We start from the raw sequence: 12,832 nt of genomic DNA, 5'->3' as shown, positions 1-12,832 counted from the left end.
ATGTCATTTGACTCATAGCATGGCTCCTTGTGCGAATAAGCTATCAAGCTCAGTTATTTGCTGTTTCGTAAGCTGATTAAAATACACCCCTTGCCCTTCGCTCATACCTCGTAAGAAGGTGTAGTAAACACCACCTAAATGCGTGTCGCTATCGTAATCTTGAATACGTTGTTTTAATAAGCGGTGCAATGCCACGGTATATATCAAATACTGCAAATGATACTGGTGACTGGTCATGGCTTGCTCTAATTGCTCATGTTGGTAGTCTGCCGCACTGTTACCTAAAAAATTCGATTTATAATCAAGAATATAATACTTACCCTGCCAGCAAAATATTAAATCTATAAAGCCTTTTAGTAAGCCTTGCACCTCACTAAAATCAAGCTGACTGGGTAAGTTAAAATGTTTTACCAACACTTGATTCAGCTTATCGCTTGAGAGCGATAACAGCGGTAAGTTAAATTCCATTTCGACCAAACAGGTATCAGGCTCAAGTACTGATAAACTAAGCCCTTTATCGTTTAATGGGCAATTCAGTGTAGCAAGGATCCACTGCTCGGTCATTTCCTGCCAGCTATCATCAATATGGTATTTTTCGAATAACGTTTTGATCACTTTATCAAGTGCATGGTCTTCTTGTTCGCTAGCTGGACGCTTTAACGCATAAGGGTCGGTAAAGTCTAATTGCTCAAAAATTTCATGCAAACAACTACCAGGCTTAGCCCCTTTAGGGAAGCTGTAAGGAGTTAAAGCATTGGCATTTTGGGCTAAAAATTCATCTTTTTCGTGGTCTTCATCACTGCGACCAAGCTCAATATGGTCAGTATGCTTTTTCAGCGTTAAGCTACTAAAGCTGGTTGAGCGCCAATCACGCTGAATGTCTGCTTTTACAGTATTAACTTGATAGGTTTGCTCACTGTCAGCTCCAGCAAATGTTAACTTTTCAAGCTCATCTGCTTGGCGAAACGCCTCATAGTGCATGTGCGCTGAGCCTTCACAAAATTGTTGTAACACTGCGCGCCATTCATCGCCCGATTTGATCTCTACCCCTGCAAATAATACGTGGCCAATGCTGGTACTTTGAATACCAGGGCGAGCACTACGACCTTGCGAAATGTTATACATACCCACAGAACAAAAATGCACGGCACGAGTCAGCGCCACATAAAGTAAGCGTAAATCTTCAGCCAAGCGCTCTTGCTCTGCTTTTTGCATTGCCTCGTCACTTTTAGCAAGGTCATAAATCAGCTTACCGTCTTTATGATAAAGGGCTTCTTTGCTTTCCCGATAGCCACAGGCAAACGGCATGAATACTATCGGGTACTCTAAGCCTTTTGAGGCGTGCATAGTGACAATTTTCACTAAATTAGCATCGCTTTCTAGGCGTACTTGCACCGCTTCGCCATCTTGTTGACTGACTTTTTGCGCAAACCAACGCAGCAATCTATGGGTTCCCTCAAGCTCAATTTGCTTTTGCTGTAAGATTTCCCCTAAATGGCGGAAATCGGTGAGCCAGCGCTCAACGTTGTAGCCTAAGCCTTGCCAACGCGCTGCAAGTTGATTATGACTCAATAAACGCTCGAGCATCGCCATAGCGCCCTGTTTATGCCAAATATGGGCTAGCTGAGCAAAAAAGTTTAAATGCTCTTGCCATGCGCTTTCATTTTCGTGAAGCTCATAAATGCGGTTGTAGCTTAAGCAAAACAATGGCCCAGCAAGTACACCGCGCAATAATGACTCATCATACTGACCATGCAATGCCGTTAAAAAGTTAAGTAAATGATGACTAAGCTCTTGGTTAAACACACTATCACGCGACAAATACACGCTGGCAATGGCGGCTTCTGCCAGTGCGGTTTTCATCAACTGTGCTTCGTTTCGGTCACGCACTAACACACAGATATCGGCAGCGGTGAGTGGTTTTCCTGCGATAGTCGCATAGCCGGCATCAGCTTGCTTGAGTAGCTCGGTGATTTTTTTCGTATACTGCAAAGCCAATGCTTGTTGAGCCACCCCTTTGCTGGTTGGCTTATTGTTCGCTTCGGCGTATTCATCAACAAAAACCGAAAACTCAAACGCACTGGGCATTTCACCGTTTATTAAAAACGCTTTGTCTTGCTGTTTTCCCTTAGCATTGACCTTTTGAAATGGGATTGCGTCGTTATAAATAAAGCTATTGTCATTTTTAGCAAATAAGCGGTTTACGCTATCAACAACCCCTTCACTTGAGCGGTAGTTGGTATCTAGGGTGTATTGTTTATCTTTCGCAACAGCTTCTTTTGCGCCAATATAAGTAAAAATATCTGCACCACGGAAACCATAAATAGCCTGTTTTGGGTCACCTATCATGGCAAGCGTGGTGTTTTTAATGCCATAAATGCGGCTAAAAATGCCGTATTGAATTGGATCGGTATCTTGGAATTCGTCAATCATGGCAACCGGAAACAAGGCGGCAATTTTTTCACTTAATGCTTGCCCTTGCTCGCTTAAAAGCGCCTGATGCAGGTTACTTAATAAATCATCAGGGGTGATCACGCCTTGCTCTTGCTTGCGTTTAACTAATGCATTTGCGACCCATTTAGCTGCGTATTGCACTATCGCAATATTCAATCCGTTATTGATAAGGCTACTGAGTTTGGCCATTTCACCAAACTGAGCCACCATTTCATGACTAAGCAAATTGCCGTTTTTCTTGTAATTTGCAGGGTCGCTTAAATTCTCTGTACTCCACACTTCAAAGGAGTATTTATTTGTACCAAATACAAAGAACAGCTCGTCATTGTTAAGGTATTCTTCAAGCGCTGCAAGGCTGTTTTTTCGACCTGGGGTTTTTGAGCCACTTAAATCAGATGCTTTTACAGCATTAATAAACTCACTCTCAAGGCATGCCTTTTTAAATGCCGGTACTTTTGCCACAAAGTTGTCGCGCGCTTGCCATATATCGTCAAGGTCGTACTCAGGGGTGATTGTTGCCCCTTGCTTGTTGAGTAAACTCACTACCTGTGAATACAGTGATGCAGGCACTGGGAAAATATCGGTAATTGCTTGGGTGCGCTCTTTTGATTGTGGGTAGACAAAGGCACGCCAAAAGTCATTAAGGGTTTCTTGAATAAGCTCACGCTCATCTAAAATAAACTCTAAGTTAAACGCCACACCTGATTCAAAAGCATGTTGTTTAAGCATTCGCTGACAAAAGCCATGAATGGTGAATATGGCGGCTTCATCCATCGACTTTGCCGCAGCGTCTAACAAATCAAATGCGGCGTGTTTGTCACTCACCTCGTTAATTACTTGCTCAATCAGCTCATCATCGGGCTTTTTACCAAGCAGTGCATCTCTGGCATTGATTATACGCGCCCGCACACGGTCTTTAATTTCTTGCGTTGCGGCCTCAGTGAAGGTCACCACCAGTATTTGCTCAACACTAAGCGGCGTATTTAATTGTTCATCTTCATCGGTCGCTTTTTGTAAACCCAACAAATACCGTAAATACAAACCTGTGATGGTGTAGGTTTTACCCGTACCGGCACTGGCTTCAATAAGGCTCTGCCCACACAGCGCCATACTCATTGGATTAAGCGTTTGCATGATCTGCCTCCTGTGCTAATTCAACAATTGGCGATAACAGCAGCTCGCTCCATTTTATAAACTCTTCTTCACAGTCTTTTAGGCTCTTTATAGTTAAGCGAATATAGGGGTTTTCACCTTCACCCATGCCTATGTACTGCGGTGCGAATTTATTGTTTGCTTTGACCATGTCTTTATCTGTTTTTATGTACTCGTAACCACTGACAGGGAAAAACGCCACTGGGCGAGTTAAAAGCGTTTCATAGAGCGAGAACCAATCGTTTAAATACTTGCGGGCATCGTCTTCTGACAAGGGTGAAAAACTAATTTGTTTGTCTAAGCCAAGAATGAGGGTTTCAACTGGCTGACCCATTATTTGCGCCGCTAAATGATGCACAAAGCCACGAATTACATCTTTTGCTTTAATACTGGCGGTGCGATAAAACACCTGTTTTTGACCATAAATATGATTTAACCAACCTTCTAGTGTGGTGTTGGCAATTTTAATATTTACTTCAACGGGTAATGCTTCATCACCTTGAATATGCGCTTTTACTTGCCCTGCAAGCGCGTCGACTCGGTGCTGCATACTTTCAAATACAAGGTCGCCAACATGGGCTTGTGGCAATTCACCACGCTGCATAATTTGCGCTTGGTTTAGGGGCATTTCTTGAATACTGGCTTCGAGAATTTCGTCTAGATAAAAGTAGCGACGTAACGCGTCTAAGCTAAACGGTTCTTCATCTTTAGCAATATCGTTAAATTGCGGCAAGCGTAAACCCAAGCTTTGCTGATAAAAGCTCTCGTGAGGCTGGCAAATACTGCGAATAAACTGAGTTAACTCAACACTGCTTTCTGGCTGAACACTAAGCGCTTGCTGAGGCTCAGGGTTAACAGGTTGAGTTGGCATCCAAACAGGGTTATAGCTATGCAATTGTGTGGCTAGCGGTTTGTCTGCTTTTTGCTCGATAGCACTTTTCTCTGTCAGATAATAAGCCGGATTAAATGGTTGTAAGTGCTGATAATTAATCAGCGCCTCTGGTAGCTTTAAGTGAGTTTCTTGGTCAGCAAATTCAAAACTACGGGCTATATATTCCAGCAGCTCGCTCACTAAGGTTGAGGGCATTCTTGGTTGGTTATCAAAGCAAGAGCGACCGATATAACTGATGTATAGATTCTCACGGGCACTTAAAATCGCTTCTAAAAACAGGTAACGGTCGTCGAGTTTGCGAGAACGATCGCCTTTTTGGCGTTTTGAGTAAGGAACTAAGTCAAAGCCAATTGGCTGAACTGTACGCGGGTAATCCGCATCATTTAAACCTAGCATGCACACCACTTTAAATGGCACCGCACGCATTGGCATCAAGGTACAAAAGTTAACTTGCCCCACTAAAAAGCGCTGCCCTACGCCTTTTTCTTGTATACCTTGTTTAACTAGGTAACTAATAATGCGCTGCGAAACGTTTTGTTGGTAATCACCATTATCATAATGCTTAATCAGTGTATCGAGCACTTTTTGCAACACTAATAAATCCCAGCTTTGTTCGCCTTCCTCGCTGTACACAGCGCTTAATAATTCTTTTAGAGTTTCTGCCTTTTCGTGAAGCGGTGCATCAGTTTGCAGCTTAGCTTTAAAACGGGCCAGTACATCAATAAATTCAATAAGTTTATTTAAAGTATTTAGTGCCATGCCTTCAACTTCATCGGCACTGTAAATACCCGAGAAAGGCAGTTGTTCATCACGTTGTGCAACACCTAATAACAAGCGGTTTAGGCCATGTTGCCAAGTATTTAAATCTATTGCGGGTAAGCCAAAACTATCTTTGTGGGCGGCATCTAAGCCCCATTTAACGCCAACGCGTTCAAGCCAAAAGCCAATTTGCTCATATTCATGGGGTTCGAGGTTAAATTTTTCGGCAATTTGCGTAACTTGCAGTAAATCAAGAATGTCAGACACACCAAAGCGTGAATAAGGTAAATCGGCCAAACTGGCAAACGAGCTAAGCACGGGTTTTTCTTGCTCTATGGCTAAATCGGCTAACGCATAAGGAATAAAGCGTCGCCCCTCTGCACCACCAAACACCGCCTCAATATACGGACTGTATGTGCCAACATCTGGCATCATTACAATAATATCTTTCGGTGTTAGCGCTTTATTTTCATTGAATAGATTGAGCAAGTAATCGTGTAGTCGCTCTACTTCACGAAGAGGCGTGTGGCAATCGCTCAGCACAATACTGGTATCATCGGCCTTAATTGGCAGTTTGCCCTCATCATTGATAAACCATTCTTTATCAGGCGTTAGTGATTCACCCTTAAAAGCTAATTGGTAAATTTCAGACTGAATTTGCGATAGCAAGCTTTGATCAAACTCGTTATCGAATCCGTCTAGCCACTGCGCATCGAGTTGTAGTAACTGCTCAAAATAGTCTCGGCCTAATTTACCCCACGATGAGAGTAACGGGTTACCGATAAAAAAGTACTCGTGATCAGGGTTTTTCGCACTGTCTTCAAGTGCTTGTAACTGTGGGCGTTTGGCATATTTAGCGGTAATTTTGGCTGCTGTTTTTTCATCGAGTGTGTCGCCCCAGTAATGTTCACTGGGGTTAAAGAAAAACAAAAATACCTGCGTTTTTTTCGCAATGGCCTGAAACACTTCAAGCTGGCTACTCGCAATTGCAGAAATACCAAATAAACTAATACGCTCAGGTAACAGGCTTGCGTCCATTTTTTCAAGGGCTGCAAGGAGTTTGTCTTGCATATTAGCGCGGTGATATTGGCTTTGCCCAAGCTCTTTACTGTGCGCCACCAGCTTGCGCCAAAGATCTGGCTGCCATGGCGCAATGCCTACATCAACATCATCAAGCTCATCGATGCCCTGCTCCCAAGTGGCAATCCAATTGGGGCGATACATTAAGTATTGGTCATAAACGTCGGCAATTTTCTCGCACAAGGCAAACGTTTTTTGCCCTTCACTGTCACCATCTAAATAGGTTTTGAGTGGTAAATACAGCGGCTCATCAATGCAGTTTGGTAAAATCGCAAACAGCTTCCAAGCAAGGTTAGCTTTGTTATACGGAGATTCACTGGGTACATCAGGCAATAATTGTTGGTAAAGCTGCCAAATAAAACTCGAAGGCAGCGGAAAATCGACCTGAGCGGCAATCCCTAAGTGTTCACTTAAACCTATTTTTAGCCACTGCGACATACCCGGTGACTGCACAAGCACAATTTCTTTTTTAAAGGGACTTGTTAACGGATTAACTTTAAGCAGCGCGTGAAACCGCGCTTGCAGTGCTTCCATGCGATTTGATTGAATTATATTCAGCACTTTACACTGTCCTTGCCTGAAACTAACTAATTGACACAGTGTAAGATATTTTAATTAGATGGGATAGGTATAAGCGTCACCTAAGCGAATACTTAGGTGACAATTTAAGCTGCCTATGAAATTAAATTAGTTCTGCCAGCATTTCGTCGCTGTATGGTGTTAACGCTTCACCATTTTTAACTTTACTAATGTAATCTGGGTTCGCAATGAATGGGCGACCAATCGCAATTAAATCAAATTGATCATTCTCAATTGACTCTTTTGCTGATTCAAACGTGTAACTACCCACTCCCACTAAGGTGCCTTTGTACGCACTACGTAAGTATTCAGACGTCGTTTTGTCTTCTAAGCTTGCAAAACGCATGCTGTCGTCAAAAATACCGCCATGAAGATAAGCTAGATGGCGACTTTCAAGAGCCGCTAATAAATAATCGAACACAGCTTTATCGCGGTTGTCTTCATCCATATTAAAGTATGCACCAGGTGATAAGCGTAACGCTGTTTTATCTGCACCAATTGCAGCAATGACAGCATCGACGACTTCAAGAGCAAAACGTGACATGTTTTCTGGTGTTTGACCGTATTGGTCTTCACGTTGGTTGGCAGCAAAATGTAAAAATTGATCAATCAAGTAACCATTTGCACCATGAATCTCCACCCCATCAAAACCTGCTTCAATAGCGTTTTCGGCCGCTTTTGCGTAATCAGTAATTAAACCTTGGATATCTTCAATGGTTGCAGCCTTTGGCGTAACATAAGTAAGTTCGCGCATACGAGGAACAGTCCCTTCAACACCGATTGCTGAGGGTGCCAGTACATCCCCACCAAAAAAGTGTGGATGAGCAACACGGCCTACATGCCAAAGCTGAGCAAACATCTTGCCGCCTTTCGCGTGCACCGCATCGGTGACTTTTTTCCAGCCCTGAATTTGTTCGCTGGTAAATAGGCCTGGCGTATTTGGGTAGCCCTGTGCATCTGGGCGGATAATGGTTGCTTCACTAATAATTAAACCCACATCAGCACGGCGAGCATAATAATCAACCATCGCTTGGGTTGGAACGAGATTATCGTCACTCATACAACGTGTCAGTGGTGCCATTAGTACGCGGTTTTTAAGCTCAATGCTGTCATTTAGTTTAAATGGAGAAAGTAAATCGGTTGTCATGGTTTTATCCTTATCTTGAACATACATTCAAGATAAGGGCGAAACAAACATACTTCAAGGTTTATTTTGAATAATCGTTCAAGATTACGTAAACTTCATCAATAAGCACCGAGGAACCCAAATGAGAACTGCTGAATTTGATACTGAATTTGTCCTACGCCAAGCCATGCATGCTTTTATGCAACATGGTTATGCCAAGACAAGTATGCAAAAGTTAAAGGAAGTGACTCACCTTCATCCGGGTTCTATTTACGCGGCTTATGGCAATAAAAAAGGTCTATTTCTAGCTGCGACAGAGCAATATCAAAAAGATAGAAACCAGCAGTTTACAGCGCTTTTTAATGACCAACAACCTATTTTATTGACCCTGAAACATTACTTAACTGTGATTGTTGATGAATGTATTGAAGGTGAAGTTGCTAAAGTGTGTTTGCTTACCAAGAGTATTTCTGAAGTCGAAGGCAACGATCCACAAATTTGCAGTGTACTGCGTGGTAACTTAAACGCTTACGAAAATACTCTCGCCGAGCAACTGCAAAAGGCGCTGGATAATAACGAATTTACAACGACTAAAACACCGCAGCAACTAGCGCGCTTTTTAGTGATGGGCATATACGGTATTCGTACCTATGCGCTAACAAATCAAGATTCTAAGGCTCTGCAGCAACTTGCTGATGATCTATTCGTTGCATTAATAAATTAATTTACCCAATAACTTTACTTGTCATATTTATTTATCACCTTATGATTAAGGTGTAGCTGTGTATAACTAAAAGAGTGAGCCTGTCATGAATAATGCAACTGCTAAACGTGTTGAAACTGAGTTTGATACTATTCTCGCTTTAGGCGCTAAGAAACGACTCGCTTATATGTTTGAAACGGTTCAAGAGTTCAAACAAGTGTGGATCCTCAATGATGAACATGGCTGCGTCATGCTCTCCAATGAAGACGACGACTGTGTACCTGTATGGCCTAGCCGTGAATTTGCACAAAGCTGGGCTACGGGCGAATGGCAAGATTGCACGCCAAAAGCCATACCAATAAAAGATTGGTTAAGCCGCTGGACACCAGGCCTTGAACAAGATGACTTACTCATTGCCGTGTTTCCAACTGATGAAGATGACGGCACAATTTTATTCCCCGATGAGTTTGACTCACAACTGAGAATGCCGAAAAGACGATTTTAAATTATGGGAGCTTTAAGCTCCCTTATTTATGCCGTTTGCTGTAGACGTAATGCTGAAATATCTTTTATGGGTGGTTTGCCAAAAAAGCGTGTGTACTCGCGACTAAATTGCGATGCGCTTTCGTATCCAACTTTAAGCGCCGCAGAGCCTACATCAATGCGTTCATTGAGCATAATTTGCCTTGCTGCCTGCAGTCGTAAGTTTTTTACATACTGTAACGGGCTCATTTTAACAACATCTCGAAAGTGCAGCCTAAATGTTGAAGGACTCATGTGTGCATTTCGTGCTAACTCGTCAATCGAAAATTGACTACTGAAGTTTTCTTTCAACCAACATAGGGTCTTGGCAATTTTTTGATGAGCTGAACCAGACATCACAATTTGCCTTAAATAAGGGCTATGCGGGCTATTTAATAACCGCAATATGATCTCTTTTTTAATCAGTGGCGCTAAATTAGCTTTTAGCAATGGCTCATTGTCGAGTTTGATAAGTCTCAGCAAAGCATCAAGCAAACCGTTATCAGTATCAACCACCGACATGGCTTGGTGTTTAGGGAACTTGTCTTGCCCTGCGAATTCCATTTCAGCAACAATGTGACTTATTTCATGGGCATCTAAGCGTAGGTACAAGCCATAAAATGGCTGCTCTTTACTGGCACGCGTAATGTGTGATGTAACAGGCACATCAACCGATGTCACCAATGATTGGCCATCCGTATAATCATAACTGTGCTCGCTAAGCACAACACATTTTGAGCCTTGTAAACTAATGCCCAAACCTAATTGATATACGCAGGCCATGGGTAACGACACTTCACTACGTCTGTAAACGAGTAACTCAGGAATCGTTGTTTCAAAATTACCATCTTCAATTGCAATCGCTTTTACTGCTTCAATTAATGCCTGACGCATCTAGCTTACCTCTTTTAATTACTCATTTAAGTGTATCACCGTAATTTAAGCTTAGGAGTATTTATGATGATGGTTCGTTATTTTAGGCAAAAATTAAATCATTTATAGCAAGCATAAACATCTGTTATCGACCATAATATATTTTCACATTTTCGATTGCTTAGTCTTTGCAATCAACCACTGCTACAAAACCTCAATACATTCAATATCTAAAATAAAAAGAGAAATTATGAGCCTAAACAACACGGATTTATTTGTGTTTGTCGCGATCGCTGCTTTGGTCACCGTTCATGACAAGCCTTTGTTAAAACGAGCATGTCAGCACGCATTGAATGATGGTGTATCAATGCAAGCGTTATGTGACATTTTACCGCATATTAGTGTGTATTCTGGGGTGCCAAAATCACTGATGGCGCTAGAGATTTTAAAGTCGCTTGATGATATTCAAGGTTCAAATACGTTACTTATCAAGCGCACAGAGCAGCAACTAAAAACCGCACTCACATTTGGTCAGCTACCTTTTGGCATCGAGCAACAAAACAACACCGTATTTGAGCTTGCTTCTTTAGGCGCACTATTTGCGCTAGAGGATGCCAGCAGTTTAGTAAACGAGCAACTTAAGCGCTGTGTATTACTTGGTTATAGCCGTGAACAACTTGAATTATTAGTGATAGAACTTGCTAGAAAAGTCAGTAGCAATATTGCCATGCGTGCTAAATGTAATCTCGAAAAGCACTTTGCTATGGTGGGGTAAATTTAAGAAATGGCGGTGACGGAGAGATTCGAACTCTCGATACGTTGCCGTATACACACTTTCCAGGCGTGCTCCTTCAGCCACTCGGACACGTCACCTAAGGCGCTTTGAGTTTAGCGCGGCGTTATAGTATGAAAACAACCCTACATACGCAAGGGGTTTTTAAAATACTGTGGTTAAGCGATTAGTAATTAAACAAAAAAGGCAAGGTAAATACCTTGCCTTTCATATTCACTACACGTGTTATTAACGTTGTAATGATGCAGAGAAGTCCAACATACGGTTAAGCGACTTTAATGCGCCTTCGCGTAAATCCATATCAACAAATACTTCTTTACCCTCTGGGTCTGTTAGTGCTTCTTCAATTGCTTTTAAACCATTCATTGCCATCCACGGGCAATGTGCACAGCTTTTACATGTTGCGCCTTCACCTGCTGTAGGTGCTTCAAAGAATTCTTTCTCTGGGCATAACTGCTGCATTTTATAGAAGATGCCACGGTCAGTCGCTACGATGAACTTTTTATTGTCCATAGTTTGCGCAGCTTTAATAAGCTGACTTGTTGAACCAACTGCATCAGCTAAAGCTACAATCTCCGCAGGAGACTCTGGGTGAACCAATACAGCCGCATCTGGGTGTAAGGCTTTCATATCCTTAAGCGCTTTGGTTTTAAACTCATCATGAACGATACAAGCGCCATTCCACATAATCATATCGGCACCTGTGTTCTTTTGAATGTAAGAACCTAGGTGTTTATCAGGGCCCCAAATGATCTTTTCGCCTTGCTCATCTAAATGCTCAACAATTTCAAGAGCACATGATGAGGTAACAATCCAATCTGCACGCGCTTTAACAGCTGTTGAGGTATTCGCGTATACAACAACTTTGCGATCGGGGTGCTGATCACAAAACGCTGAAAACTCTTCAATTGGGCAGCCTACGTCTAACGAACAGGTTGCTGCCAATGTAGGCATTACAACTGTTTTATTAGGCGTTAGGATTTTAGCTGTTTCACCCATGAAACGAACACCTGCCACCACGATTACATCAGCATCATGCTTTGCACCAAAACGTGCCATCTCTAGTGAATCAGCAACACAACCACCGGTTTCTTCAGCAAGCGCTTGAATTTCAGGATCAGTGTAATAATGGGCAACAAGAACGGCGTTCTTATCTTTTAATAATTGTTTGATACGTGCCTTATACTCAGCTTGCTCGTCTTTTGATAACGGCGCAGGCTTTGGAGGGAAGATATAATCTTCAGGCATAATTTGTTCGGCTAGACTCATTTCTCGACCACTTAGTCCACAGTGCATTCATGGCGCGAATTATACGAGAATCTTACGCTAAAGAACAGTATTGCTGTAAGCTGTTAAGATAAATAAAGGATAACTTAGATAGAAAAGATAAATAAAGAATGGTGGGTCATGATGGACTTGAACCATCGACCAATGGATTAAAAGTCCACTGCTCTACCAACTGAGCTAATGACCCGCTCTGGATATTAAGATGCGTAAATCCGCCGATATAACCATTCAAAGAATGGTGGGTCATGATGGACTTGAACCATCGACCAATGGATTAAAAGTCCACTGCTCTACCAACTGAGCTAATGACCCGCTCTGGATATTAAGATGCGTAAATCCGCCGATATAGCCATTCAAAAGAATGGTGGGTCATGATGGACTTGAACCATCGACCAATGGATTAAAAGTCCACTGCTCTACCAACTGAGCTAATGACCCGCTCTGATGCTTGTTAAGCTGCGTAAATCCGCCGATATAGCCATTCAAAAAGAATGGTGGGTCATGATGGACTTGAACCATCGACCAATGGATTAAAAGTCCACTGCTCTACCAACTGAGCTAATGACCCGCTCTGATGCTTGTTAAGCTGCGTAAATCCGCCGATATAGCCAT

Annotated in this window: 8 protein-coding genes and 5 tRNA genes; 3 read left to right on the top strand and 10 right to left on the bottom strand. The window is 42.4% G+C overall.

Features of this window, described 5'->3' with window-relative positions:
* Positions 1-12: 12 nt before the first annotated feature.
* From recB to L3V41_RS11890, 3 genes are all read right to left on the bottom strand, one after another.
* Positions 13-3,588, bottom strand: coding sequence for an exodeoxyribonuclease V subunit beta (gene recB, locus L3V41_RS11900; protein ID WP_237127803.1), 3,576 nt, complete (start codon positions 3,586-3,588; stop codon positions 13-15).
* Positions 3,575-6,898 (bottom strand): exodeoxyribonuclease V subunit gamma, encoded by a 3,324-nt coding sequence (gene recC, locus L3V41_RS11895; RefSeq protein ID WP_237127801.1) that lies wholly within the window; start codon positions 6,896-6,898, stop codon positions 3,575-3,577. The genes recB and recC overlap by 14 nt, the downstream gene beginning before the upstream one ends.
* A 121-nt stretch (positions 6,899-7,019) precedes the next feature.
* The gene (locus L3V41_RS11890; protein ID WP_237127799.1) at positions 7,020-8,063 is read right to left on the bottom strand and encodes an alkene reductase; all 1,044 of its coding nucleotides are present in this window, start codon (positions 8,061-8,063) and stop codon (positions 7,020-7,022) included.
* Positions 8,064-8,184: 121 nt separating this feature from the next.
* On the opposite strand from L3V41_RS11890, the gene L3V41_RS11885 reads away from it, so the two are divergent.
* Together L3V41_RS11885 and L3V41_RS11880 are read left to right on the top strand one after the other, a co-directional pair.
* Complete coding sequence (locus L3V41_RS11885; protein ID WP_193987427.1) at positions 8,185-8,766, top strand: TetR/AcrR family transcriptional regulator; 582 nt, start codon at positions 8,185-8,187, stop codon at positions 8,764-8,766.
* Between the two features lie 85 nt (positions 8,767-8,851).
* Entirely contained in the window at positions 8,852-9,250 is a 399-nt protein-coding gene (locus L3V41_RS11880; protein ID WP_237114174.1) for a DUF2750 domain-containing protein, read from the top strand.
* A 26-nt stretch (positions 9,251-9,276) separates the two neighbouring features.
* Here L3V41_RS11880 and L3V41_RS11875 read toward each other — a convergent pair whose 3' ends face one another.
* On the bottom strand, positions 9,277-10,161 hold the full coding sequence (locus tag L3V41_RS11875; RefSeq protein ID WP_237127798.1) for an AraC family transcriptional regulator: 885 nt from the start codon (positions 10,159-10,161) through the stop codon (positions 9,277-9,279).
* Positions 10,162-10,390: 229 nt separating this feature from the next.
* Between L3V41_RS11875 and L3V41_RS11870 the strand changes: the two genes are divergently transcribed.
* On the top strand, positions 10,391-10,915 hold the full coding sequence (locus tag L3V41_RS11870) for a hypothetical protein (RefSeq protein WP_237127797.1): 525 nt from the start codon (positions 10,391-10,393) through the stop codon (positions 10,913-10,915).
* 10 nt (positions 10,916-10,925) lie between these two features.
* On the opposite strand, the gene L3V41_RS11865 is transcribed toward L3V41_RS11870, so the two are convergent.
* The 6 genes from L3V41_RS11865 to L3V41_RS11840 form a co-directional block, all read right to left on the bottom strand.
* A tRNA-Ser gene (locus L3V41_RS11865) sits at positions 10,926-11,013 on the bottom strand.
* A 148-nt stretch (positions 11,014-11,161) separates the two neighbouring features.
* The gene (nadA, locus tag L3V41_RS11860) at positions 11,162-12,202 is read right to left on the bottom strand and encodes a quinolinate synthase NadA (protein WP_193987430.1); all 1,041 of its coding nucleotides are present in this window, start codon (positions 12,200-12,202) and stop codon (positions 11,162-11,164) included.
* A 129-nt stretch (positions 12,203-12,331) separates the two neighbouring features.
* Positions 12,332-12,407, bottom strand: a tRNA-Lys gene (locus L3V41_RS11855).
* Positions 12,408-12,456: 49 nt separating this feature from the next.
* Positions 12,457-12,532, bottom strand: a tRNA-Lys gene (locus L3V41_RS11850).
* A 50-nt stretch (positions 12,533-12,582) separates the two neighbouring features.
* Positions 12,583-12,658: transfer RNA gene (locus L3V41_RS11845), tRNA-Lys, on the bottom strand.
* Positions 12,659-12,712: 54 nt separating this feature from the next.
* Positions 12,713-12,788, bottom strand: a tRNA-Lys gene (locus L3V41_RS11840).
* Positions 12,789-12,832 lie beyond the last annotated feature (44 nt).

The sequence above is a fragment of the Pseudoalteromonas sp. L21 genome (assembly GCF_021728035.1).
GTDB lineage: Bacteria > Pseudomonadota > Gammaproteobacteria > Enterobacterales > Alteromonadaceae > Pseudoalteromonas > Pseudoalteromonas arabiensis.
The sequence above is the reverse complement of the archived record's forward strand: the minus strand, read 5'-3'. Positions and strand labels throughout refer to the sequence as shown.